The sequence below is a fragment of the Pseudoalteromonas sp. Z1A2 genome, from assembly GCF_011378755.1.
Taxonomy (GTDB): Bacteria; Pseudomonadota; Gammaproteobacteria; order Enterobacterales; family Alteromonadaceae; genus Pseudoalteromonas; species Pseudoalteromonas distincta.
The window spans coordinates 15,419-41,714 of record NZ_WTKX01000009.1 but is presented as its reverse complement, the minus strand read 5'-3'; the positions used below and the strand labels follow the sequence as shown (position 1 = coordinate 41,714).

The 26,296-nt window shown below is 39.6% G+C and carries 22 protein-coding genes; 7 read left to right on the top strand and 15 right to left on the bottom strand.

Going from position 1 to position 26,296, the window contains the following annotated elements; translation table 11 throughout:
- Window positions 1-68: 68 nt before the first annotated feature.
- Together yjgA and hemN are read left to right on the top strand one after the other, a co-directional pair.
- Window positions 69-602, top strand: coding sequence for a ribosome biogenesis factor YjgA (gene yjgA / locus GQR47_RS08335; protein WP_002959930.1), 534 nt, complete (start codon window positions 69-71; stop codon window positions 600-602).
- Between the two features lie 123 nt (window positions 603-725).
- The gene (gene hemN / locus GQR47_RS08330; protein WP_024596957.1) at window positions 726-2,099 is read left to right on the top strand and encodes an oxygen-independent coproporphyrinogen III oxidase; all 1,374 of its coding nucleotides are present in this window, start codon (window positions 726-728) and stop codon (window positions 2,097-2,099) included.
- Window positions 2,100-2,175: 76 nt separating this feature from the next.
- On the opposite strand, the gene GQR47_RS08325 is transcribed toward hemN, so the two are convergent.
- From GQR47_RS08325 to GQR47_RS08315, 3 genes are all read right to left on the bottom strand, one after another.
- Window positions 2,176-2,691 carry a DUF2489 domain-containing protein gene (locus GQR47_RS08325; RefSeq protein WP_002959926.1) on the bottom strand — a complete coding sequence of 172 codons (516 nt, stop codon included), beginning with the start codon at window positions 2,689-2,691 and terminating at the stop codon, window positions 2,176-2,178.
- A gap of 12 nt (window positions 2,692-2,703) precedes the next feature.
- Window positions 2,704-3,288 (bottom strand): Der GTPase-activating protein YihI, encoded by a 585-nt coding sequence (gene yihI / locus GQR47_RS08320; protein WP_024596956.1) that lies wholly within the window; start codon window positions 3,286-3,288, stop codon window positions 2,704-2,706.
- A 751-nt stretch (window positions 3,289-4,039) separates the two neighbouring features.
- The gene (locus GQR47_RS08315; protein WP_024596955.1) at window positions 4,040-4,672 is read right to left on the bottom strand and encodes a c-type cytochrome; all 633 of its coding nucleotides are present in this window, start codon (window positions 4,670-4,672) and stop codon (window positions 4,040-4,042) included.
- A 281-nt stretch (window positions 4,673-4,953) separates the two neighbouring features.
- Here GQR47_RS08315 and yihA point away from each other — a divergent pair, with 281 nt between their 5' ends.
- Window positions 4,954-5,622 (top strand): ribosome biogenesis GTP-binding protein YihA/YsxC, encoded by a 669-nt coding sequence (gene yihA / locus GQR47_RS08310; RefSeq protein ID WP_024596954.1) that lies wholly within the window; start codon window positions 4,954-4,956, stop codon window positions 5,620-5,622.
- 9 nt (window positions 5,623-5,631) lie between these two features.
- Here yihA and GQR47_RS08305 read toward each other — a convergent pair whose 3' ends face one another.
- The 3 genes from GQR47_RS08305 to polA form a co-directional block, all read right to left on the bottom strand.
- Window positions 5,632-6,150 carry a DUF1285 domain-containing protein gene (locus GQR47_RS08305; protein WP_024596953.1) on the bottom strand — a complete coding sequence of 173 codons (519 nt, stop codon included), beginning with the start codon at window positions 6,148-6,150 and terminating at the stop codon, window positions 5,632-5,634.
- Window positions 6,147-6,734, bottom strand: a complete 588-nt coding sequence (locus GQR47_RS08300; RefSeq protein ID WP_024596952.1) for a YceI family protein — start codon at window positions 6,732-6,734, stop codon at window positions 6,147-6,149. Before GQR47_RS08300 ends, GQR47_RS08305 begins: the two co-directional genes overlap by 4 nt.
- A 489-nt stretch (window positions 6,735-7,223) precedes the next feature.
- The gene (gene polA, locus GQR47_RS08295; protein WP_002959914.1) at window positions 7,224-9,959 is read right to left on the bottom strand and encodes a DNA polymerase I; all 2,736 of its coding nucleotides are present in this window, start codon (window positions 9,957-9,959) and stop codon (window positions 7,224-7,226) included.
- Window positions 9,960-10,483: 524 nt separating this feature from the next.
- Here polA and elbB point away from each other — a divergent pair.
- From elbB to GQR47_RS08280, 3 genes are all read left to right on the top strand, one after another.
- A complete protein-coding gene (elbB, locus tag GQR47_RS08290; RefSeq protein WP_024596951.1) occupies window positions 10,484-11,131 on the top strand; it encodes an isoprenoid biosynthesis glyoxalase ElbB in 648 nt (215 codons plus the stop codon).
- Window positions 11,132-11,364: 233 nt separating this feature from the next.
- Entirely contained in the window at window positions 11,365-11,760 is a 396-nt protein-coding gene (locus tag GQR47_RS08285; RefSeq protein ID WP_002959908.1) for a cytochrome c5 family protein, read from the top strand.
- A 164-nt stretch (window positions 11,761-11,924) separates the two neighbouring features.
- Window positions 11,925-14,489 carry a diguanylate cyclase gene (locus GQR47_RS08280; protein WP_024596950.1) on the top strand — a complete coding sequence of 855 codons (2,565 nt, stop codon included), beginning with the start codon at window positions 11,925-11,927 and terminating at the stop codon, window positions 14,487-14,489.
- 15 nt (window positions 14,490-14,504) lie between these two features.
- Here the strand turns inward: GQR47_RS08280 and rep are convergent, their stop codons facing one another.
- Window positions 14,505-16,523 (bottom strand): DNA helicase Rep, encoded by a 2,019-nt coding sequence (gene rep / locus GQR47_RS08275; RefSeq protein WP_024596949.1) that lies wholly within the window; start codon window positions 16,521-16,523, stop codon window positions 14,505-14,507.
- A gap of 161 nt (window positions 16,524-16,684) precedes the next feature.
- On the opposite strand from rep, the gene GQR47_RS08270 reads away from it, so the two are divergent.
- Window positions 16,685-16,948 carry an accessory factor UbiK family protein gene (locus tag GQR47_RS08270; RefSeq protein WP_002959905.1) on the top strand — a complete coding sequence of 88 codons (264 nt, stop codon included), beginning with the start codon at window positions 16,685-16,687 and terminating at the stop codon, window positions 16,946-16,948.
- A 216-nt stretch (window positions 16,949-17,164) separates the two neighbouring features.
- On the opposite strand, the gene GQR47_RS08265 is transcribed toward GQR47_RS08270, so the two are convergent.
- The 8 genes from GQR47_RS08265 to ilvG form a co-directional block, all read right to left on the bottom strand.
- Window positions 17,165-17,809, bottom strand: coding sequence for an NAD(P)H-binding protein (locus GQR47_RS08265; protein WP_024596948.1), 645 nt, complete (start codon window positions 17,807-17,809; stop codon window positions 17,165-17,167).
- 4 nt (window positions 17,810-17,813) lie between these two features.
- A complete protein-coding gene (gene can, locus GQR47_RS08260; RefSeq protein WP_002959903.1) occupies window positions 17,814-18,476 on the bottom strand; it encodes a carbonate dehydratase in 663 nt (220 codons plus the stop codon).
- Between the two features lie 30 nt (window positions 18,477-18,506).
- A complete protein-coding gene (locus tag GQR47_RS08255; protein ID WP_165723707.1) occupies window positions 18,507-19,682 on the bottom strand; it encodes a methyltransferase in 1,176 nt (391 codons plus the stop codon).
- A 60-nt stretch (window positions 19,683-19,742) separates the two neighbouring features.
- Entirely contained in the window at window positions 19,743-20,777 is a 1,035-nt protein-coding gene (locus GQR47_RS08250) for an ABC transporter substrate-binding protein (protein ID WP_024596947.1), read from the bottom strand.
- 97 nt (window positions 20,778-20,874) lie between these two features.
- Window positions 20,875-22,428 carry a threonine ammonia-lyase, biosynthetic gene (ilvA, locus tag GQR47_RS08245; RefSeq protein WP_024596946.1) on the bottom strand — a complete coding sequence of 518 codons (1,554 nt, stop codon included), beginning with the start codon at window positions 22,426-22,428 and terminating at the stop codon, window positions 20,875-20,877.
- Window positions 22,429-22,430: 2 nt separating this feature from the next.
- Window positions 22,431-24,287: a dihydroxy-acid dehydratase gene (ilvD, locus tag GQR47_RS08240; protein ID WP_024596945.1), complete on the bottom strand. Its 1,857-nt coding sequence runs from the start codon at window positions 24,285-24,287 to the stop codon at window positions 22,431-22,433.
- A 103-nt stretch (window positions 24,288-24,390) separates the two neighbouring features.
- Entirely contained in the window at window positions 24,391-24,636 is a 246-nt protein-coding gene (gene ilvM, locus GQR47_RS08235) for an acetolactate synthase 2 small subunit (protein WP_002959893.1), read from the bottom strand.
- A complete protein-coding gene (ilvG, locus tag GQR47_RS08230) occupies window positions 24,633-26,282 on the bottom strand; it encodes an acetolactate synthase 2 catalytic subunit (protein ID WP_024596944.1) in 1,650 nt (549 codons plus the stop codon). Before ilvG ends, ilvM begins: the two co-directional genes overlap by 4 nt.
- Window positions 26,283-26,296: the final 14 nt, after the last annotated feature.

The window sequence follows — 26,296 nt, the reverse complement described above, 5'->3', positions numbered from 1 at the left end:
TCAGCTAATATTCCTAAGTATCATATTCATGTATAATGGCAAAAGTTATTTTTATTTAAGAGCACCCCATGGCAAAGAAAAAAGGCAAGCCTGCTGAAATTGAAGAAGAAATTGAATATGTATCAAGAACGGAGCTTAAACGCGAAGCGCAAGAGTTTCATCAGTTAGGTACTGAAATTGCCAAAATGGGTAAAAAACAGCGCGAACGCCTGCCATTAAATGACGATTTAAAAGAAGCGATGGTTGTTGCTGATAAAATAAGTAACAAAAGCGACGCGTACCGCCGCCACTTAAATTACATCGCTAAAACACTGCGTACTGTAGAAAACATTGATGATATTAAAGCGATTATCGATGTGATGCTTAATAAAAATAACCAAGCTGAAGTATTGGTAAAAAAAATTGAGCAATTACGTTCAGATTTAATTGAGCAAGGTGATGACCTTATCAATGAGACTATTGAGCAGTTTCCGTCTCTTGATCGTCAACAAATGCGCCAATTAGTTCGAAATGCGGCAAAAGAAGCGAAAGCTGAAAAGCCAGGTAAAGGTTATAAAGAATTATTTCAATACCTTAAAGATGCTCATACTATTACGTATTAATTAGGTTGTCTTAAGTTATATTTTATTAAAAAAGGTGCTTCGGCACCTTTTTTGTTATAGATCAAACCGCCTTCCTGAGTACTTTTTTATAATCCCTCCTAAATAAATACTTAGGTGCGCGTGATGATTAAACTTCCACAATGGGATGAAACCCTAATAAACAAATATAATGTGTCTGGTCCGCGTTATACCTCTTATCCCACGGCTTTATCACTGCGTGACGGATATCAGCAACAAGACCTACTAAGCGCTATAGAATCGTCAACAAGTCGCTCTCTTTCTTTATATATTCACATCCCGTTTTGTAGTCAGCTTTGCTACTACTGTGGCTGTAATAAAATAATTACCCGTCATCAATCTAAGGCAGATACGTATCTCGACTTTTTAGCAAAAGAAATTACTGCCCAAGCGCCTTTATTTAAAAGCTACACGGTTGAGCAATTACATTTAGGTGGCGGTACTCCCACCTTTTTAACCGCAAAACAAATGACCCGTTTAATTAAGCTTTTAGAACAACACTTTAATTTTACACGCACGACAGAGCGCGGCATTGAAATAGACCCACGCTCACTTGCCGATAATATGCTTGTTGATTTAAGGATGCTTGGCTTTAACCGCGTCTCGTTTGGGATTCAAGACTTTAACGATGACGTGCAACTTGCTGTTAATCGCCCGCAAAATGCAGATACCGTTAAGCAATTAATTACACAAGCTCGCGAGCTGGGATTTCAATCTATTAATGCAGATATGATTTACGGGCTTCCTCTGCAAACACCACAAAGCTTTAAACAAACTATAGAGCAACTCATTGAGCTAAGCCCTGACAGAGTATCAGTGTTTAACTACGCGCATTTACCAGAGCGCTTTGCTGCACAGCGTAAGATTAAAGATGCAGATTTACCCAGTACTCATAATAAGCTCACCATGTTTAAAAATACGCTGGAGCAGATGACGCAAGCAGGCTATCAATTTATTGGTATGGACCATTTTGCAAAAACTGATAATGAACTAGCTGTTGCGCAAAATGAAGGCAAGTTACATCGTAACTTTCAAGGTTATACAACCCATGGAAATTGTGATTTATTAGGTTTAGGCGTGTCATCAATTTCACAAATTGGCACCGCCATTTTACAAAATCAAAAAGAATTAAAACATTATTACCACAGCGTAGAAACACAAAGCGGCAGTGCTCTTAATAAAGGAATGCACTTAACACATGATGATGTAACTCGTGCTGATGCAATTAAACAGCTCATTTGCCAATTTGAATTAGATATACAAGGCTTTAGTGAAAAACACGCGCTTATATTTAATGACTACTTTGAGGATGCATTAGTAGCGCTGGCGCCACTTATAAAAGATGAACTAGTCACTATAATTGATAATAAAATTAGCGTAACACCACGCGGGAACTTATTCATTCGTATTATTTGTATGTGCTTCGATGCTCACTTACAAAAACAAATTAACGCAACGCGCTTTTCAAGGGTGATTTAGCCTGAACTCTGGGTAATAAATACATCGGCACAAAAAAAGCAGACCTAGGTCTGCTTTTTGTATTTAAGTTGTAGCTTTAATTAAAAACGACTTTATCGCTACCTGGAGCGGCTTTAAACTCGATGATAATTTTAGCGCAATCCGCTTTAACTTCATCTTTAAGTGTTTTTTCAGCTTGCCAGCGAGCCTTATCTAGCTTAAAAATCTCTTTTTTAGAGTATTTTTTGCGTGCATCGTGCGTCGGCATTTCTTTAACTACCTGATACATTTTATAAATACCAGGATACTGCGTCGTTAAATCACGCTCGCTTTCAAAGGCATACTGAGACATAAGTACCCAGATGCGTAAACAGCCTTCAGAAAACTCACACTGCTCTTCATTCATTGCACGTGCGATTAAATGAATACTATCGGCTAGTTTTGCGTTTCGCTTTAAACGCGACTTTTCAAGCTTTTGCTTTTGTTCAGCCTGCGTTTTAGCAATTAACTTTTTTTGCGCATTTAACTTATACAGCAACTGACCCGCATAAAATGCCAAACCAGCTATAATAGCAGCGCCTAAAAGTAAGGCTAAAATTACCGAGGTACTCATTATTTTTCCTTACTATTTGTCGTCTTCATCTAACCATTCGTTGGCTAAATCATCAGATAAGTATTGATCGAAATCAGAATTGCCTTGGCTTTCAAGGTCATCTTCAAACTCGTCTTCGTCCTCATCTTCAATACCAAGAATTTCACATAACGCCTGATGACGGGCAATGCGACTATTAAAGTACTTAGCATCTTTACCTGTTAGCATTTCACCTTTTTCATGACGCTCTACTAATTTAAGTAAACGTTCATCATTCTCAAGTGCTTCTAGCTCTTGTTCAGGTGTAAATTCAGGCTCGATTACTTTTTTCAGCTCAATAGTTGGCTTTAAGTTGCGTTTCATTTCAACTTTAGGCTCTGGCGCGGTTGCGATTAACGGCACAGGCTTTTTACTGCCTACACGCTTATCTTTAGGCGCCTGATTACTATTTTGGCTTTCGCTATCTAGTAAATCTGGCGCATTACGAGAACCGGGCTTTGCGCCTTTGGTTTTTTTAACTCGCTGCTCTTTTAATGCGCGCATTTCTTTAAGCTTATCTTGGCTTAAACGAACAGGTCCGTTTGCTGGGCTTTTGCGTGACTTTTTAGTTCTACTCATATCTTGATCATCTCACTTAAGAGGTTTTGAGCGAAGCGCAAATTAATGGGCATCGCAGTGCTGGCCTAGCCAGAAGAATTCAGTTTGCGCTATAGAGGTTGGGTTTCTCATTTAAAAGCGCCTTAGCTAATTAATCGCTAATTTTAAACGGTGGGTATTGTAACAGGACAAATAAAAAGGCGGTAGAGAAAACATCTCTACCGCCTGCTAATCTGAGCGCCATTATCTGGACACTTCTCCCTTCGACTTTTTTTAGTCTTTATTATTTTTATTATTATCAGTCCGTATTGTTATTATTTTACGTTCCTTGTTACATTCCATTTTGTTTTTATTATTAAACTTCCATGAGTTTTTTATTATTTTCGGTCATCCTGACACTTTTTTATTATTTCCTTTAGTAGCACCAATCTTGTGCTATGTAGTCATGCCGCGCCACTTTCCTTATAGCTGTTTCCATTTTGTTATTGTTCTTTTGCGACAGTGGTTAATTTACTCGTTAATGATTTTGTTACAACTGGTTTATATAACTTTTATTATACTTATTACATTTCAAAATCAAATAAACAATAAAATACAATAGGTTAATGATGCATAAAAAATAAAAAGAAGACTTTTCTCACACTCTAGCATGGTCAATGTCTTACATTTAAACGGGTGATATCGTTAATTTTACGCACAAAAAAAGCAGCCAAGGCTGCTTTTTGTAAAACATTGTAGTATATTTATTATTAATTGCTAAATAAATACGACTTTAGTGTAAACCACCTAAGTACTGAGAAAGTACTTCAATATCTTTATCTGTTAATTTCTTCGCTATATCGCCCATCATGCCATTTAAGTCATTGTGACGAGTTCCATCACGGAATTTTTCAAGTTGAGACTTGATATATCCAGGATGCTGAAAAGAAATTTTTGGAAACTTAGCAAGTGACGAGCCATTACCACGTGGACCATGACATGCTGCACATGATGGAATTCCACGCTCCGCATCGCCTGCTTTAAAGAGCATTTCGCCAACTTCAACAACATCTTTAGGTGTAGCACCTTCAGTCATGTTCATTGAAGAAAAATAAGCAGCTAGATCCTTCATGTCTTGCTCGCTAAGTGGCATAGCCATAGCGCTCATTACTGGATCCATACGCCCTTCTTTGCCGCCTGACGTCATACCTAATTTTAAATCCTGAAGTTGCTTAAGGATATAATCTGGATGTTGACCTGCAATTTTAGGGTAAATATTAACCGGCGCATTACCGTCTGGGCCGTGACAAGCCGCACACGTTGCTGATTTTTCTTTACCTGCGTTTACATCGCCATCAAATGCTGTTGCGTTGCTTGCTGACAACGCACCAAGCAATATTGTTAAAGATAGTGCTATTTTTTTCATGGTGAATTCTCTGTTTCCGACCCTGTATCATCTACAATCGTGATGTTGTAATACATATATTCTACACGATAATAAATTCTCTGGCACGTTTTCTACACATATTAAGCTTATAATTTACAGGGTTTTGACTTAGATTAAGCTTTAACATGTTTTAAATGTACCATAGGTGCTGTTTTTAGGTGGTTAAATACGCTTTTTAATACATCCTTTATAGTATAAAATACGCGCCCTGAGTGAATTTGGTTTACTCAATGTTATTTATTTAAGTTTTAGGAGAGCCTGTGCTCAAATCTCGTATCAAATATAATACTGCGTCTTTCGTAACAAGCGCTCCCGACATTACTAAATTACCTGCTGATACGGGAATTGAAGTTGCGTTTGCCGGTCGCTCCAATGCAGGCAAGTCGAGTGCATTAAATGCATTAACAGATCAGAAGCTAGCACGTACAAGTAAAACACCTGGGCGTACTCAGCTAATCAACACATTCGATTTAGCGGATGTTGACGATATGCGCCTTATCGATTTACCGGGCTATGGCTTTGCTAAAGTACCAATCGAAATGAAAAAGAAATGGCAAAAGTCGTTAGGTGAATATCTGCAAAAGCGTCAAAGCTTAAAAGGTATTGTTATTTTAATGGATATTCGTCATCCATTAAAAGATTTAGACCGTGATTTAATTAACTGGGCAATTGGAAGTGAAATACCAGTATTGGCACTATTAACTAAAGCCGACAAACTAAAGCAAGGCCCTCGTAAATCACAAGTACTGCAAGTTCGCCGTGAATTAAGCACGCTTGATGGGGATATTACAGTTCATGCGTTTTCATCATTAAAGGGCACCGGTTTACCAGAAGTAGCTAAAAAGCTAGATGAATGGTTTTTAGGTCCTATTATTGCTGTACCACCTACCGATGAAACAATCACAGACGAAACCAACCCAGAGGCTTAAACGCTGGCGTTACGATAAATAAAACTGCTTTCCTGCAGATTTAATAAAATAGCCGAGCTTATCAGACTCGGCTTTTTCAGCCCACTGATAAAATACACTGCGTGAAACTCGCGCACTACAACCATACGGTAGCTTTAAATAAGGCACCTTTGAACCATTGTAGTCTTTTATATACAAAGGCTGCTGAGCGCTCACTAGCCACTGCCTAGCTAAATTATCAATACAACACAACACTTGCCCTTGCGCTGTATTTTCAAAACGCCAATCAACAATAATAAACGGCGCATCTTCAACCGTTATTGTTATTTTTTCGACAGGGGTTTTTAAATAAAATTGCTCGTCTTCTTTACACAATACAGAAGCAAACAGCTTCACCATGGCTGGGCGTGTTATTTCGCTGCCATCGTAAAACCATTTCCCTTCATTATTAATAACAATTGGCAGCTCCCCACAATGGTTAGGCTGCCAACTATCAAAAGGTTTGCTTGGCTCGCTTAATCGCTTGCTAAGCTCACTTAAAGAAATCACTGTTTTTTAAGTGTTATTGCAAATGTAACAGGTACTGCTGTTGCAATTGAAGGTAAACCCGCTAGCTCTTGCAGCTTTTTAACGCCTTCGGTTACACCAAAATCATCACTATTAATAATAATAGGTGTTAATGATGATACCGTTAAATCACCACTTTGCGTGCTGTTAACGAGTACATCAATTGCCAATGGTTTTTTATTACCATGAAAATCAAGCTCAGCTTTAATACCCTTCAATACATATTGACCAGGCTTTTTGATATTACTTAGCTCTTTAGCTAAATTTGCAGTTAAAACAGCATTAGGGAATTTAGCCGCTTCGAATAAAAATGTAGCTAAACGCTCATTACGAATAGGGATTAGAGTTTCGGCTGATGTTAAATCAACATTAACGCTAAACTCACCTTTATCAGAAAGCATACCTTCAAGGTTAGTAAAATGGTGAGCTTCAGCAATCGAATCTTTTTTAATTGAAACAAAGCTTAGTTGGCTTTTATCATTCACTAGCTGCCAATTGGCCTGAGCAACATTAGAAATAACTAAACTTGATAAAGAAAAACCTGCAATAGCTAATGCTTTAAACATAACGCACTCCTTAGTAATAAAATGAAAAGAATAAAAATGATAGCACTTCGATGGTATCACCTGCGATGTACCCAAACCACCTCGAAGTGACGAATGAACAATACAATTGGTATAGCGCAAAAAAGAATTAATTAGATAGGATTTTTAGGCATAAAACAAAAAACGGCCCACCAAACAAGTTGGTAGGCCGGTATAGCAAACTGGGGAGAAGCTATCAATTTGTTGCACCCTTTCAGATGCATCATCAACAGGATGTCCTACAGGATAGGACAGGCGGGACTTTAACAAAAGCACGCATTAAAATACAATCATATTCCTGTAAAATAGCTCGAATTGACGAACATATAACTATTTAATACAAATAGTTGCTTAAATTAACCTTATTTTAACTAAAGCTTGCATATAGCTAATTAAATAGCTGTTATTCGCCATTTTTATTAAGCATAAAAAAAGCGCCAAAAGCGCTTTAATTAAAATGCTCAAATTGCATTAATGGGCTTGTTCCCAGTTGTCACCTTCGTCGGCTTCAACAATAAGCGGCACATCAAGCGCTGCAGCTTGCGACATCAGCTCACAAATATGTTTTGTATATTCAGGTGCGCAGTCTGTTTTAATTTCAAATACCAATTCATCGTGTACTTGCATAAGTAACTTAATCGTATTTGGCGCTTGTTCGTGTACCCAGCGGTTAACGCTCAGCATTGCCTTTTTAATAATATCAGCAGCAGTACCTTGCATTGGCGCATTAATAGCAGCACGTTCGGCTCCTTTTCTGCGCGCCCCATTACGTGCGTTTATTTCTGGCAAATGTAGGCGGCGACCAAATATTGTTTCAACATAGCCATTTTCAGCCGCTTTTTCACGTGTTGTTTCCATGTACTCTAATACACCTGGAAAACGCTCAAAGTACTTATCTATGTAATGCTGCGCTTCGTGGCGCGGCACATCTAGTTGACGTGCTAAACCAAATGCAGACATACCGTAAATTAAGCCAAAGTTTACTGCTTTCGCCTTGCGGCGCATATCGGTAGTTACATCATCAAGCTCGACACCAAATACTTCAGCGGCAGTTGCACTGTGTACATCTAAGCCGTTAGCAAATGCATTTAATAGACCTTTGTCTTGTGAAAGGTGCGCCATAATACGCAGCTCAATTTGGCTGTAATCGGCAGCGACAATTTTATAACCATCTGCAGCTATAAACGCTTCACGAATTCGACGCCCTTCTTCTGAACGAATAGGAATATTTTGTAAATTAGGATCGGTTGAACTCAAGCGCCCCGTTGCTGTAATTGCCTGATGATAAGACGTATGTACACGCTGGGTTTTCTCATTCACCATTAATGGTAATTTATCGGTATAAGTTGATTTAAGCTTTGATAAACCACGATGCTCTATAATTACTTTAGGTAGTGGATAATCATGAGCAAGCTCTTGCAATACTTCTTCTGCGGTAGAAGGTGCACCTTTAGGTGTTTTTTTGATAATAGGCAGCCCAAGCTTTTCAAACAACAGTACTTGTAGTTGCTTAGGAGAGCTTAAATTAAATGGTTCGCCTGCTATTTCAAATGCTTCTTTTTCAAGCTCAATTAAACGCTCGCCTAAACGCATACTGTGTGCTGCAAGCATATTGCTATCTATTGCAACGCCGGTTCGTTCAATATCAGAAATCACACTAACAAGTGGCATTTCTATATCTTCGAATACAGATTTTAGCTTTTCATCAGCCGCTATTTTTGGCCAAAGCACTTCATGTAGGCGCAAAGTAATATCGGCATCTTCTGCAGCGTAAGGCGCAGCTTTTTCAAGTTCAATTTGGTTGAAGGTAAGTTGCTTTTTACCTTTGCCAGCAATATCTTCAAAGCTAATATTTTTATGACCTAGATATTTAAGTGCTAGCGAGTCCATATCGTGGCGTGTACCCACACTATTAAATACGTATGACTCAAGCATGGTGTCAAACTTAATACCGTTTAGCGCAAAACCTGCATTCGCTAATACACTTTTGTCGTATTTAAGGTTTTGCCCTACTTTAGCTTTGTTTTCATCGGCCAAAATTGGACCTAGCTTTTGCATTACAAATTCCAGACTTAATTGCTCAGGCGCACCCGGGTAGTCATGCGCTAGAGGTAAATACACAGCTTCACCCGCTTTTACGGCAAAACTCATACCCACTAATTGCGCTTTCATATAATCAAGGCTGGTAGTTTCTGTATCAAATGCAAATAACTCGGCACTATTTAATTGCTCTATTAACGTATCAAATTGCGCTTGCGTTAAAATAGTTTCGTAATGAGCATCTTCTACTTTTGGTAATTCAGTGGCTTCGGTAGGTACAGCTAAATGTGTTTCTGCATCTTTGGGGTTATCTAGTAACTCAGCTAACCAACGACGAAATTCGCACTCACCATATAGTGCAATTAATTCGTCTTTATTTGGCTCTTGTAATTTGAACGTATCAAGATCAGATTCAACTTCAACATCGCACTTAATTGTTGCAAGCTCGTAGCTTAAAGGCAGATGATCGAGAGCTGCAGCTAACTTTTCACCTATTTTACCCTTAATCTCACTTGCGTGATCCATTACACCTTGCAACGAGCCATATTTCTCTAACCACTTAACGGCCGTTTTTGGACCACAACCTTCAACACCTGGGATATTATCGACCTTATCGCCCATTAGTGCCAAGTAATCGATAATAAGTTCGGGGCCTACACCAAACTTTTCAACTACGGTAACAGGGTCTGAAATACTGTCGGTCATCGTGTTTATTAATGTAACGTGTTCATTTACAAGTTGCGCCATATCTTTATCGCCAGTGGAGACAAGGACATGCCGTTTTTGCTCAGTTGCAATGCGTGCAAATGTGCCAATAACATCATCAGCTTCAACGCCTTCGATACTAATTAGCGGAAAACCCATCGCTTTAATAATGCTATGTATTGGTGCTATTTGCGTACGTAAGTCATCCGGCATCGGCGGGCGATTTGCCTTATATTCGCTATACATATCGTTACGGAACGTTTTGCCTTTAGCGTCAAATATAACCACCATGTGTGAGGGATCATATTGTCTGATCAAGCTTTTAAGCATGTTGATCACGCCATAAATAGCGCCCGTAGCCTCACCTTTAGAATTAGTTAAATGCGGCGGAGAATGATAAGCACGAAATAAATATGACGAGCCATCAACTAAAATAAGTGGGTTTTCGGGGATCTGAGCCATGGTGAATTTGGATCCTAAATGCAAAAAATTAAGGTAATTATAAGCATGCCATAAGGTAGTAAATAAAACGACTGTGAATTGCTGTTTATCGTGTTATTAAAACTAGAGCAAGCTGTGGATAAGTGTGTAGATAACAGCCACGAGCTATTCTTCCAAAGCATTATAAAATGCCTAGAAAATACTTTAACTGTATGTTTTAATTTAAAAAAGATAATACGAGGTTCTTTTTTTATTATTTTAAACCAATGTGGAAAAAGGTTTTCTAACGACTGCTTCTGTTGTTATTCACTTTGATTATTCGCGTCCATTTAAATAACCGGAGGAGTATTCTAGCACAATGGATCGAAGATCATAGCGATCCTTTATAATTTTTTTAAAGGCAAAGTGATCGCAAATGGCATAAACCGCAAAACGACTTGCACTGCGAATGATTTTTGTACTAAAAATTTATTTTCGCGAGAAATTTTGAGCATGTTAAACTTCATCCGATCGACTTATAAAAAAGACTTTAGGGGCACAAAAGCATGAAAAACGTAGCAGTAATATTAGCAGGGTCTGGTGTGTACGATGGTAGTGAAATTAATGAAGCAATTTTAACTTTATTACATATAGCCAAAAATGGCGCAACGTATCAGTGTTTTGCACCAGATATTGAGCAACTTCATACCATTAACCATTTAACAGGTGAAGTAATGCCTGATAAACGCAATGTATTAACAGAAGCTGCTCGCATTGCACGAGGTGACATTAAATCGCTGATTGAACTAGACGTGACTCAGTTTGACGCATTAATTGTACCTGGCGGTTTCGGTGCTGCAAAAAACTTATGCGATTTTGCAATTAAAGGCGCAAAAGCAAATATCAATCAGGACGTCCTTAATGCTTGTAAATCATTTGCAAAAGCAAATAAGCCTGCAGGTTATATGTGTATTGCACCCGCATTGATCCCATTTATTTATGATAACGCCGCACTTACTATTGGTAACGATGTAGAGACAGCACAAGCGCTAAGCACATTAGGCGCTAAACATATAGATTGTGTGGTTGACGGTGTAGTTATCGATGAACCAAATAAGCTAGTTACCACCCCTGCTTACATGTTGGCAGAATCGATTCTTGAAGCCGACGCAGGGATCGCAAAACTAGTTAGTAGCGTATTATCAATAAATTGATTTTGATCTTAGGATCTAAAAAGTTAATTGAATGACTGATTGCGCTTATTAAATTGCTTAACAAAAAACAGTAAATAATTAAATTTTATTGCGTTAACGCAAAAAGTAGTCAGTTTTATTAATAAAAACGGCTCTTAGCATTTTATAAATTGGCTCAGAGAGTTATAATCGGTTTAATTTCCGTCATCTTTAATCGTGATTGATCACGTTCAAATCGAAGTGAGCAAGGCAAAATGAAAAAATTAACAGCTGCAGCATTATTATTGCTAGCAACCACTGCATACGCACAGCCATATGATAACTCTATGACTGAAGATGCAATTAAAGCACGTCTCGCGCCGGTTGGTGCTGTATACCTTGAAGGCGATAAAGCTGCAGTTGCAGCGGCGCCTACAGGTCCACGTTCTGGTGAGCAAGTATATCAAGGTGCATGTTTTGCATGTCACGGCACTGGTGCACTAGGCGCGCCTAAATCGGCTGACGATTGGGCTCCACGTATTGCTAAAGGTAAAGATACTTTACTTGAGCATGCGCTAAATGGCTTTAATGCTATGCCTCCAAAAGGCACGTGTATGGATTGTTCTGATGATGAGATTAGTGCTGCTATCGACTTTATGACATCGAAATAAGCTCGATTGAAATATACAAAAAAGGTTTACTTCTGTAAGCCTTTTTTAATGCCTAAAATAGTGTATCTAGCTACTGCTTTAGTAGGAATATCAACTTGACGATAAGCACTAAAAGTGAAAGTATAAGGCTAATAACTATACAATAAAGATAGCCGGTTAGATCATTGGAAGATAAACTATCAGTATCGAGTAAATTGGCGTATCAAAATAAACGCCTTAGAGCGCTTCTCGAAAAATACAAACAATCACATCACTTACAAAATGCCCTGATCCAATTATCAGAGCAGGCAAGTACTGTGGCCGAGCTAACCCTGCTATACCCCGCCATCCATGACATTTTACAAAAGTACGTACCGAGTAAAAGTTTTTATGTGGTGCTGCTAAATCAATACAGTCAATCACTAGAACTTTCTTACTTTTCAGATGAAAAAGATGGTATTGCCGTCGCCCTTAACCAATCAAATAGCTTTGATGAAGGCGCCACGGGTTATGTATTTAAACAGGGTAAAACCACATGTTTTACCAAGCAGCAAATGCAAGATGCTGCAGCAGAAGGTTTATTTAAAGCATTAGGCACTCCTGCCGAACACTGGGTAGGCGTACCTGTTTACCAAGAACACAATATTATCGGTGTATTAGCAGCTCAAAGTTACGATACAAAACAAGGCTATAGCTCACAGCAAATACAATTACTCGAGTTTATGTCGCTTTATTTGGCAACAGCAATAGAGCGTGTAAAAAAACGAGAACTCCTTGAGTCAGAAGTTAAAATTCGCACCCGCGCACTCACTCAAAGTAACGAGGCACTAAACCTTGAAATAGAGCAGCGTAAACACGCACTTCAACGCCAGCAAATTCTATTTAAAATATCTGAGATAGCAACACAAGCTAAAAACCTTGATGACGCTTATTTTAAAATACACGAAATAATAAAAACAATTACCTACGCAGAAAACTTATATATTGCACTTTATGATAAAGAAACAGGGTGGATTAGTTTTCCATATTGTGTAGATGAATTTAAAGAAAATACACAGCCAAGACGCTTTGCTAAAGGTTATAGCGAACTGGTAATAAGCACCGAAGAAACACAACTAATACACCCATGTAGAGCAAAAGAATTAATAGAAAGCGGTGTGGTACAACGTTCAGCACCTGTACCAAAAGAGCAAATGGCCACTAGCTGGTTAGGCGCTCCACTTAAAACAGCTCAAGGTGTTATCGGCCTTATTGTTTGCCAAGCCTACGATAACAAACATATTTTCAGCCGAGATGATTGCGAGTTAATTACCTTTGTATCACATCAAATTGCAGCTGTTTTACAAACAAAGCTGGTCAATCAAGCTATTGCAAAAAGCCATCAAGAACTCGAATTTAGAGTAAACGAAAAAACCAAAGAATTGCGTCAAACTAATCTGCACTTACAGATGCAAATAGATGAGCGAAAAAAAATAGAGCAGCAGCTTTATCATGATGCACATCACGATTCGCTTACGAGCTTACCTAATCGCAGTCTATTTTTAACTCAGCTCGAAAAAACGCTACAACATTATCAACGTTTTCCTGAACATCACTTTGCTGTTTTGTTTATTGATTTAGATAAATTTAAAGATATTAACGATCAGCTTGGCCACCATGCCGGCGATCAATTTTTAATTAACGTAAGTGAGTTATTTTCCCAATGTATACGCGAGCATGATTTACTAGCACGCTTAGGCGGGGATGAATTTGTTATTTTATTAACCCATTTAACTGAGCCTCAACAAGCAGAAGATGTTGCAAATCGTATTATAGATTTAATGAAAAAACCCTTTTATCTCAAAGGTGAGTCTTTACAAAGTGGCGCAAGTATAGGGATAACCTACTCAAAGAAAAGCTATACGCATACAGATGAAATTATTCGTGATGCCGATGCCGCCATGTATCACGCCAAAAACTCAGGAAAAAATCGTTACGAGTTATTTCATCCGCTATTAACGCAATCAATACCTGCGCAGACCCTAAAAGCACAACATCACCTTGATATATTACCTATGAGTTTTAGAAGCTCAGAAATAATTACGCTTGATGAGCAACAACAGTCTGAATCTTTATTTGAAGCATTTGGTGAACACCCAATACTTGGCTTTACTAGCTTTGATATTTTGAAAAAGTTTGCATCAGATAAAGAGCAGCATCTGCAAGTAGAGTTACAACTATTACAACGCGCCTATGCACAAGCAATTACTGCAAATGTAGCTATGGCATTGATTCCTTGCTCTGGTTTGCTACTTGAGGAACACGAATTTGTTTTATTTACAGATACGCTAAATAAACAACAAGGACAAAGCCAACTCTGTTTATTATTTGATGAACAAGAAATTCGCCACGCATGTGCAACGCAAATAAAAAACCTCAAAACGCTATCACAACTTGGTTATTCAATTGGTTTAAACAATTTTGCTAAAGACAGGTGCGAACTTAATTTACTAACCGATATTAATTTTGATTATTTACTACTTAGCTCGACCTTTAGTAAACGTGTTTTACAACAAGAAAGTTACGATTTTCAGCTACAGGGCGTGCTTGCAATTACAAAGCTCAAAGCAATGAAGGTCATTGCTAAAGGCCCATCAATACTTAATTTTAGAGCTTTATTAGATAAACACGGTTTGGCATTTTTTGTAGGTAAACAACACGCTTTAGTATGCTCTGAGTTACCTGAAGTGCAAGCAACCCAGTCTTTATAAAGTTAGCCTGAGGTATTACTCAGGCTTTTTAAACATCGCTCGTAAGTTAGCGACTCTTGCTTGGCCTTTTTCCATGCGCTCTGCTTGGGTATTTGGCGCCTTTTTGTTTTCGAACGCAAGATCGTCCTGCGGTAACTCTTGTACAAATCGGCTTAATTCAGTTTGCGAGGTTTCACCAAATTGACGACGTATCTTTGCATAAGTAAGTGTTAACTCCTGCTGTGCGCGAGTAATACCAACATAAGCTAAGCGACGTTCTTCATCTACGTTGTCCTCATCAATACTTACCTGATGCGGAAGTAAACCCTCTTCCATACCCACCATAAATACGTACGGGTACTCTAAGCCCTTTGATGCATGTAGTGTTGATAAGTGCACTGCATCGGTTTCATCTTCTTCTTCGTTACGCTCAAGCATATCGCGAAGGGTTAGCTTGCTAACAACCTCGGCTAATGTCATTGGTTCGTTGTCGGCATCACCGGTCAACATATCTGTTATCCAACGATACAGCTCTGATACGTTTTTCATACGCATTTCAGCCGCTTTTGCACTCGGTGACGACTCGTACAAATATGCCTCGTAATTAATATTACGCACTAAGTCTTTAACAGCTTCGAGCGTATCACCGCGTACTGCGTTATCAGATAGCTCAACAACCCAGCGTGCAAACCCAGCAAGCGCATTAAAGCCACGCCCTTTTAGTCTGTAGCCTAAATCGTTATCAAAACAGGTAGCAAACAAGCTCGCGTGCTTTTCATTAGCAAGCGTACCAAGCTTTTCAAGGGTAACCGTGCCTATTTCGCGTCGCGGTGTATTTACGATACGTAAAAATGCATTGTCATCATCTTGATTAACTAGCAAACGTAAATACGCCATAATATCTTTAATTTCTGAGCGAGCGAAAAACGACATACCGCCACTAATTTTATAAGGGATACGGTTACTCATTAGTGATTTTTCAAAGCCACGTGCTTGATGATTACCACGATATAAAATCGCGTAATCTTTATAGCTGGTTCGCTTCATAAACTTATGTGAAATTATTTCAGCAACCACACGCTCAGATTCATGCTCTTCATCGCGGCACCCTATTACTTTAATCGGCTCACCGTAACCTAGTTCACTAAATAACTTTTTCTCTATATCATGTGGGTTATTGGCAATTAAAATGTTAGCCGCTTTTAGTATTCGCCCTGCACTTCGATAGTTTTGTTCAAGCTTTATAAGTCTAAGCCCTGGGTAGTCTTTACCTAATAACACTAAGTTTTGCGGGCGAGCACCACGCCATGAGTAAATTGATTGATCGTCATCACCTACCACAGTAAAACGGGCACGCTCGCCTACTAGCAATTTAACAAGTTGATATTGGCTTGTGTTGGTATCTTGATACTCATCCACCAGCAAGTATTTAAAGCGTTGCTGCCAGCGCTCACGAGATGTGGCGTTATTAGTAAGTAACAAAGTAGGGATCATAATTAAATCATCAAAATCCAGTGCATTATAAGCACGCAGCTGGTTTTGATAGCGCCCATATAACTGCGCGAACAATGCTTTTTGCGGATCACGCGCTTCGCGTATTGCTTGCTCTGGCAGTACTAATTCGTTTTTCCAACTACCAATTTCCATTTTAAGTAGTTTGAGTAAGTCCTTGTCTTTTTTGAGCTCATCTTCGGTGAGTTCACTAAGAAGCTGATTGGTATCTTGATCATCAAATAACGAAAAGCCGGGTTTAAACCCTAATGTACTCAATTCTTTTTTTATTATTTCTAAACCGAGTGTGTGAAACGTTGATACCCATAAACCTTTAGCGTCTTGCTTACCGAGTGTTTGCAGTACTCGCTCACGCATTTCTTTGGCTGCTTTATTGGTAAAAGTAACAGCGGCTATATTTCGCGCTTTGTACTCACATTTTTTCACTAAATAAGCGATTTTATTCGTAATAACACGGGTTTTACCAGAGCCTGCGCCCGCGAGTACTAAGCAGGGACCACTAATATATTTTACGGCTTCATCTTGTTTAGGATTGAGTTTCATAACGACCAAAGAAATTTAAAAGACTCGCAATTTTAACGTAACCATTACAGCGAGCATAGCAATTGCCTTAATTAATTAAGGTAAAGATGATCATGTGTTAAATACCGCGGGTATAAGGTAATATTAGTTATTATCATTTAGGCAATGCCGAAGGGACAAATATGATCAACCCAGCAAAACTTGAAGAAATTGCTAAGCAAATTACTAGCAATATGCCACAAGGCGTAAAAAACCTAGCAGACACACTCGAAGGTAAAACAAAGCAAGTTCTACAAAACAAGCTTGCTGAGATGGACTTTGTGAGCCGTGAAGAATTTGATGTGCAAAGCCAAGTACTTATTCGTACTCGCGAAAAGTTAACCGAACTTGAAGCTAAAGTTTCATTGCTTGAGCAACAACTTAGCGCTAAAACTGACGCTGAATAATTATACCAATTGCATTAAATTAGTGTTCTATTATAGCGATAAGAAAATAGCTCAATAACAAGGCTAAAATTATCGTACATAGTTGTTCTATATAAATAATTTTTAACGTAGTTAGTGAGTTATTTAATACGCTAAAATGATCATTTTTTAATAAAATTGGTATTAATTTAATGTACAAAAAAGGCAGCTTAGGCTGCCTTTTGCGTTTTACTCAGTTTATTCAAATAGCTCATCAAGTACATAATAAGACAACTTAGCCTGCTGAGCTAAACTCACACTCAGCATTTTTTGCGCAACTTGTTCGCCAGTTATTGGTTTATAACGCTTTAAAAACGCAAATCGTGTAATAACAGGAAAAATAATACTGCCTATCTTTTCTGCCACTCTAAATTGCTCACGATCACCTAATAATAAAGATGGCTGTAAAATACTTATTTTATCAAAAGGGAGTGCTTTAATATGTTGCTCAAGCTCTCCCTTCATTTTCAAATAAGCACTATTACTGTGCGTATTCGCCCCGCTTGATGACACTAAGCAATAATGCGTAACGCCATTACATGCCGCTAACTGCGCCGCTATAAACTGATAATCAAAATCTACTTTACGCTGAGCGTGTATCGAGCCCGCTCGTTTACGGGTTGTGCCCAAACACGAAAACAATACATCACCTTTAAAAAGCTCAACATATTGAGTTAATTTTTCAAAATCAATAACGTGATTAACTAGCTTTGCATGTGTGACAGGCAGAACTCGACGGCTTAACGTAACTACTTTTGTATAACGATCGCTATTAAGTAACTTATGGAGCAACTCATTACCGACCAAGCCTGTAGCACCTATCAACACCGCCGTTTTAGTCATGGATTTATTTATTTTCACCCACTTTTTTAAATACGTGTTGCACTGCTTTTTTGTAGCTTTGCGTTTCTTCACTCGCGCACGTTACTACAGATTCTAAATCATGAAGATGGCCGTTTTCTAAACCATAAACCCAACCATGAACGCTTAGTTCTTGGCCGCGCTCCCAGGCATCTTGCACAATGTTAGTACGACACACATTACGTACTTGCTCAATTACATTTAGCTCAATAAGGCGGCTTAAGCGTTCGCTTTCTGGCATTGCGTCAAGTTGTTCAAGATGCTTTTCTTTTACATCTCCTACATGGCGTAGCCAATTATCAATAAAGCCAAATTTAGCATTGTTTAAAACGGCTTGTACGCCACCACAACCATAGTGACCGACTACCATTATATGTTTTACTTTTAAAACCTCTACAGCGTACTGCATAACCGATAAGCAGTTATGGTCAGTGTGTACAACCACGTTAGCAACGTTACGATGTACAAATAATTCGCCTGGTAATAAATCAACTATTTGATTTGCAGGTACACGAGAGTCTGAACAACCAATCCATAAATACTCTGGATTTTGTTGCATAGATAAAATTTTAAAAAACTCAGGGTCTGCTTCACTTGTACGAGCAGCCCAACGTTTGTTGTTATCGAATAAATTTTTTAACTTTCTCATTGCATCTCTTATTAAGTCGAGGACGGAAATTTAATGGACATTAGCAAGAATCAAAATATTACGAGGCGTTAACTGCTTTTCACAAAACGTTTTAACGCTTACTTGATAACCTTGCTGTTGCAAATATAAAGCACGATCGAGCACAAGCCAAACTTCAATTGCCCTTCTGAACACATGTCGAACCAGTTCAACTCGGTCAGTGATTTTTTTCCGAGCCCCCCCAACTTCTAAATATTTAATATAATCAGTACCTTGAGGTAGTTTCATTGCCTTTTTATCTGCAGCCCATGCACAAAACGATTTAAACGAATCTGAGAATATAGCTTTGTTGACCGAAGGTACGCTTACGTAATATTGCTCGCCAGTGATCGACTTTCTTAGTGCATCAAAACCAAGTCGCCACTCAAGCTCTGTTTTACGTACTTTTTCCAGACGAGAAGGCGCTGTCACAGTTTCTTGTAATGCGAGCTTTAAATCACGATGCGTTAGATTAAGCTCACTTTTATTTGCATCCTCACTCATTGCACGGTACTCATTAGCCGTGAATAAATGGTAGCAACAAGGTGAAAAGCTAATTTGCTGTACTTTCGCTAAACTTGCTTGGCGCATAAATGCTTGGTGTAAGCCACCGCATGCGTGAAGTGCTACAGCATGCATATCTGTATTAAAAAATTGAGTGATATCGTCTTTTAATACATCGGCTTGGCTAAAGTGCATTGCTAAGCCTTGTTGCTGTGCACTTTTTTGTCCTTGCTCACATAAGCTTTGTTGCAGTTCAATACTATGCACATTACTTGCGCCATTAAACGCAAGCATTCGACCTAAGTGCCCTTTACCCGCACACCACTCTAAAACAGGTTGCTTGGTATTAGGTAGTGCAGATACAAAATCTTGTAACTGTGCAAACTTACGACCTTTAATGCCGTTACTTATCCAAAATGGATAATCAGCTTGAGAGTAGGCTGAGTTAGGTAACTCGCATAACTTTGCAAGTTCATCAAGTTGGCTTATATGTTGGCTAAAAAATTGGTATAGCTGGTTTTGATCGTTATCAAGAACGCTTACCTGATCATCAGTTAGTTCGCTAAGTATGCCTTGTAGCTCTGGCCAAGGTATAGTGTCAAAATCAAATGCAGTGCACTGCCAATACTGACGATGACGCATTAAAAGTGAATCAAGTGCTAAAAATTGCTCAGCTAAAGTCATAACAGCTTAAAAAATAAAAAAGACGATTAATTATATCAGTTTCGTGAATTACCTAAGCAGTTAATTTTTACTAAAAATCAGCCGTAAATACAAAGGTATTGAAATAATACTTACCAAAATAGCTGCCATGAGCATCCACGATAACTGCATCTTTTCAGGTTCTTGGTATTTATAAATAAAGTGAGATTTTACTTCGTCAAATTCGTTTTGCTGTATGCCATATAAGTCCGCAATTAAGCGCCACTTTGCTATCGACATATGCCCTAAACTGGTGGTGGGTGGGGTTATATAACTTTTTAGTACTTCAGCCTCAAAGGCGAGCTGATAAAAGCTTTTACCCGGTGCATAGTTTTGCTGAGTGACTGCAATGGCTTCATCCATGTTCATCATTGCATAACGCCACCCTTTTAGGCTCGCTTGGTAGAATTTTTCGACCGTTTGAGGATTTTTCTTCAGCATGTTTTCGCTGGTAAATAAAATGTCGCTATATACGTCCATACCATAACGCTGTGGGCAAACAAGTCGATGAGCTACGCCTTGTTGAGTCATATAATAAGGCTCTGTAGTAACATACACTTGCATAGCATCTAGCTTGTTTTCAATCCAAGCCTGGCCTGGATTTTCGCCATCGTAAACTTTGAGTTTATCCACATCAACGCCACTGCGTTTAAGCATAATAAGTAGTTCAGTGCCATCATTTTTGCTTACCGCAGTGATACGTTTATTAACAAAGTCACGTGGATGAAAAATATCAGACGTGTCTTTAACCATCCAGCAGTAAGGTGAAAATTGCAATAAGGCAGCCATAGCAACAAGAGGCTGGCCATTTATACGTTGCTGTAAAATACCAGAGTGCCCTACACCAAATTGTGCTTCGCCACTGGCGACAGGAGCAAAGGTATCAGGTTTCATTGGATTAGCTTGTTTAATGGTTACATCAAGGCCCGCTTCATTATAAAAGCCTTTTTGCTTTGCTATATAGTAGCCAGCAAACTGAAACTGATGTGTCCATTTTAGCTGTAATGTGACTGATTCTTGCGCCGCGATATGGCTACAAAAAAAGCACAATCCAATGATTAATCCTTTAAATAGCAACTAGGTGTCCTCAAAAAGTATGACGATTACCTGTAACTATATGTAAAACGTGTAATAAAGCAAGCACTCTAGTTAGATGCCTGCCTTTAAAGGAGGATTATACTGAGGCGAGTTTTTCGGCTTTTTCTGCTTGGGGCTTTGATGTTAAGAATTGGCTAAAGCACGGATTTTGTGTTTCATCTTGTACACTATAACCTAAACGGTTTAAGTGCTCGTTAAACACCTCATACTGACTCGGCTCAATAGCAAAACCTGCCAGTACATTCCCCATTGAACCACCGTGATTACGATAATGAAATAAGGTAATGTTCCAATTACTACCTAAAGTATCTAAAAAGCGTGCAAGCGCACCTGGATACTCTGGAAATTCAAAGCGAAGTAAGCGCTCATGTAATTGCTCGGGTGCTTTTCCGCCAACCATATAGCGCACATGTAATTTAGCGAGTTCGTTATCCGACAGATCGCAAAATTGGTAGTCATTATTTGTTAAGTCTTGCTTTAGCTCATTAAGCTCTTGCTCGCCTTGGCGCAGGGCAATACCTACAAATATTTGTGCTTCACCAGGTCCTGCATAACGGTAGTTAAACTCAGTAATAGCACGACCACCTAAAGAAGCACAAAACTGTTTAAAGCTGCCTTTTTCTTCTTTAATAGTAACCGCTAATAACGCTTCGTTTTTTTCACCCAGCGCAGTGCGCTCTGCAACATAACGCAGGCGATCAAAGTTTAAATTAGCACCGGATAAAACAGCCGCTAAATGTAACCCTTTTAAACCAGACTGCTGGCTCCACTTTTTAAGCCCTGCCGTTGCAAGTGCACCTGAAGGTTCTGCTATTGCACGGGTAGATACAAAAATATCCTGCATAGCAGCACATATTTCGTCGCTGGTAACGGTTATAACTTCATCACAAAACTTTTGCGCTAAGCGAAATGTTTCAGTGCCAATAATTTTAACCGCTACGCCATCAGCAAAACTACCAACGCGTTCAAGCTCTACCGGTTTGCCTGCTTTAAGTGCCGCTTGTAAACATGCACTTTCGTCGGCTTCTACACCAATTACTTTTATATCTGGACGCAGCGATTTAATATAAACCGCCATCCCAGCAAGTAAACCGCCGCCGCCAACAGGAATAAACACCGCATCAAGCTCGTTTAATTGCTGCATAAGCTCACGTGCTACAGTACCTTGACCAACAATGACGTCTGGGTCATCAAATGGTGGAACAAATATACCGTTTCGTTGCTCTGTAAGCTCAAGCGCATGTGCTTTTGCGGCATCAAAATGATGCCCATGTAGCACAACTTCACCGCCAAGCGCACGTACCGCACTTACTTTTATTTCAGGCGTTGTTACTGGCATTACAATTGTGGCTTGATGCCCTAAGTGAGAAGCACTTAGTGCAACGCCTTGAGCATGATTACCCGCTGAAGCAGTTATAACCACTGAGCCTTTAGGTAATTTATTTAATTTGTTATACGCACCGCGTAATTTAAATGAATACACGGGCTGTTGGTCTTCACGCTTTAACCAAACATGGTTACCTAATTTAGCACCAAGCTCAGCCATTTCGCTGACCTCGGTAACTTTAGCCAAAGGCTCCATGTTTGCTTGAATAATAGCGCGAAAATAATCGAGCTCTTGAGAGACCATAATTAACTAAGCGCCTCCAATTTAGCTAAGTCACGCACTGCGCCTTTATCAGCACTTGTTGCAAGTAATGCATAAGCCTTTAAAGCAGACGATACATAGCGCTCACGATCAACTGGTTTGTACGCCAGTTTTCCGCGTGCTAATTGTTTTTGTTTACGTGCTTCAAGCTCTTCATCACTTAACGCTAATGTGATTTCACGAGTTGCGATATCAATAATGATTTTGTCGCCATTTTCAACATAAGCAATTGCACCACCACTTGCCGCCTCTGGCGACACATGACCAATTGATAAACCTGAAGTACCACCCGAAAAGCGACCATCAGTAATAAGTGCACATTTTTCAGCTAGGCCTTTTGATTTCAAGTAGCTAGTTGGGTATAGCATTTCTTGCATACCTGGGCCGCCTCTAGGGCCTTCGTAACGAATAACCACGATATCGCCGGCTTTTACTTCATCGTTTAAAATACCTTCTACAGAATCATCTTGTGATTCGTACACGACTGCAGTACCTTCAAAATGTAGCATTTCATCAACAACGCCAGCGCTTTTAACAATACAGCCATCAACTGCTAAATTACCCGAAAGTACAGCTAAGCCACCATCTTGACGAAAAGCGTGTTCGACACTTCGGATACACCCATTAACACGGTCGTTATCACCCTCGTCCCAACGACACTCTTGGCTCATTGCTTTAGTGGTACGAATGCCCGCAGGGCCAGCACGGTAAAATTTGCGCGCCGCTTCGTTAGTAGGATCTGTTGCATCCCATTTTTTAACGAGCTCAGCCATAGTTGACCCAGCAACATGATTAACTGACATATCAACTAAGCCTGCTTTGCCAAGTTCACGTACGATTGCCATCATGCCGCCTGCGCGGTGCACATCTTCAATGTGATATTCAGGTGTCGCTGGTGCAACTTTACATAAAAATGGTGTTTTACGAGAGAGCGCATCAATGTGCGACATATCAAAATCAACGCCCGCTTCTTGCGCTGCAGCAAGTAAATGCAATACCGTATTTGACGAGCCACCCATTGCAATATCAACAACCATTGCATTCATAAAGGCTGTTTTGTTAGCAATAGCACGTGGCAATACATCTTGATTGTCTTTTTGATAATACTCACGACATAAATCAACAATACGAGCCCCCGCTTCAACATAAAGTTGTTTACGGTCTTTATGAGTCGCAAGCGTCGTGCCGTTACCTGGCAATGCTAAACCAATCGCTTCTAGCAAACAGTTCATTGAGTTTGCAGTAAACATGCCTGAACACGAGCCACATGTTGGACACGCAGAGCGCTCTACTTGCTCTGAATCTGCATCACTTACCGATTCATCAGCGCCTTTAACCATGGCATCTACTAAATCAAGTTTAATATCGATGTTAGCAAGCTTAGTTTTACCTGCTTCCATTGGACCGCCTGATACAAATATTACCGGAATATTTAAGCGTAGTGCTGCAAGCATCATTCCTGGAGTAATTTTGTCGCAGTTTGAAATACAAATCATCGCATCAGCACAATGACCATTTACCATATACTCAACCGAGTCAGCAATTAAGTCGCGCGAAGGCAGCGAATAAAGCATGCCGCCGTGACCCATTGCAATACCATCATCAATCGCAATAGTATTAAATTCTTTAGGGACGCCACCGGCTTGTGTAATGGTTTCAGCCATAAGTTCACTTAACTGATTAAGGTGAACATGCCCTGGTACAAATTGTGTAAACGAGTTAACTACGGCAATAATCGGCTTACCAAAATCGGTGTCGGTCATACCTGTTGCGCGCCATAATGCACGAGCGCCTGCGCGTTTACGCCCTTCAGTTGTTGTTGCACTTCTTAATTTAGCCATAGTTACCTCAGTTTTTGCCGCAGAATAAGCGGGCATTCCTCATTCTAAAATTGGTGAGTAACCGAGTGATTCAGTTACTCGTAAATTGTTTTCCAGTTCGTAATTACACAGCCTGTTGTTGCTGTAAATTTTGTAAAGTGACTTCTTTTACATCCACCAGCTTATTTAACTGGCTGGTTAAAAGGTGAATTGGTTTATCACTATCTACCGTCATGTCTACATTATAAAAACCATCGTCCATATTGAGCTGAAAATGCGTAAGGTCAAAACCACGATGACGCACCACTCGTAAAAAGCGCTCTACCGCTATACTTTGACTTTTTAATGCAATAGTTAGGCTATGTTTCATTTTGCTTTCTCCGTCATCATTTCGTCGTTAGCAGCCCCAGGTGGTACAAGCGGCCAAACATTTTCTTTATCATCAATACAGGCATGTACTATGTACGGACCTTTACTGTTAACTAATGCAGTTATCGCATCATCAACTTGGTTAGCGTGAGTAATTGTTTGCCCTGGGATACCAAATACAGCAGCTAATTGCACAAAGTCTGGGTTATCCGACAGATTAGTTTCAGAATAACGCCCTTCAAAAAATAGTTCTTGCCATTGGCGAACCATCCCTAAACGCTGGTTATCTAAAATTAATATTTTTACAGGTAAATTGTTACGACGAATAGTGGCCAGCTCTTGAATATTCATCATTATAGAACCATCGCCCGATACAGTGATAACAAAGTCATCAGGGCGTGCTACTTGCGCGCCAATAGACGCAGGTAGACCAAAGCCCATTGTGCCTGCACCACCACTGCTTAAATGATTACTCGAATGAGTAAACTTCATGTGTTGTGCTACCCACATTTGGTGCTGACCAACATCGCAGCACACAACCCCTGTTTTTGGCATGCGTTGGCTTAGTTGGTTTAATAAGTACGGTGCAAAAACCTTCTCACCTGGGTAGTCGTAACGCCACGCATGCTTAATATTCATTTCTTTATTTGTGTCACACCAAGCTTTAGGTGTTACAAAGCACTCAAGTGCGGGTAACGACGTTTTTAAATCGGCAATTAATGAAGCCTTAGCAGGTTTTCGCTTACCAACTTCAGCAGCATCTATATCTAAATGGATTACTTTAGCTTTAGCTGCAAATTTAGCTAAGTTGCCTGTTACGCGGTCATCAAAGCGTGCCCCTATACATACAAGTACATCACATTCTTGCACTGCGATATTAGCAGCTTGACCACCATGCATACCCAACATACCTAAGTAATGTTCGTAATCTGGTAATACACTGCCTAGCGCTTTAAGTGTTGATACAGCTGGCATCTGAGTTTTATTTAAAAATTGCATTAGTTCGTCTTGCGCATCAGCGGCTTGTACACCACCACCTACATACGCTACAGGCTGTTTAGCCTCACTCAACAATTGATTAGCAATAGCAACTTGCTTTAAATCTAACTCTGGTAAGTATTCATCAGCTGCTAGCCAAGGTTTAAAAGGGACTTGCGCCATTTGAATATCTTTTGGGATATCGACAAGTACAGGACCTGGGCGGCCGCTTTGCGCTAAATGAATTGCTTCTTGTAATATCTCTGCTAAGTCTTCAGCTCGTTCTACCATGTAGCTGTGCTTAGTACACGAAAGCGACATACCTAGTACATCTATTTCTTGAAACGCATCTGAACCAATCGCTGCAGTAGGCACTTGGCCGGTGATCGCCAATAATGGTACTGAGTCCATCATCGCATCAGCAAGAGCGGTTATTAAATTAGTTGCACCTGGGCCCGATGTTGCAAAACATACGCCTAATTTACGTGTGCTACGAGCATAACCAACAGCTGCAAACCCTGCACCTTGCTCATGGCGAGTTAGGTAGTGTTTGACTGGCGCGCCATACAGCGCATCGTAAATTGGCATAATAGCTCCGCCTGGGTAGCCAAATACTTCATTTACGCCGTGTTTGGCCAATAAGTCGATTGTTAGTTCTGCGCCTGTCATTAATAAACCCTCAT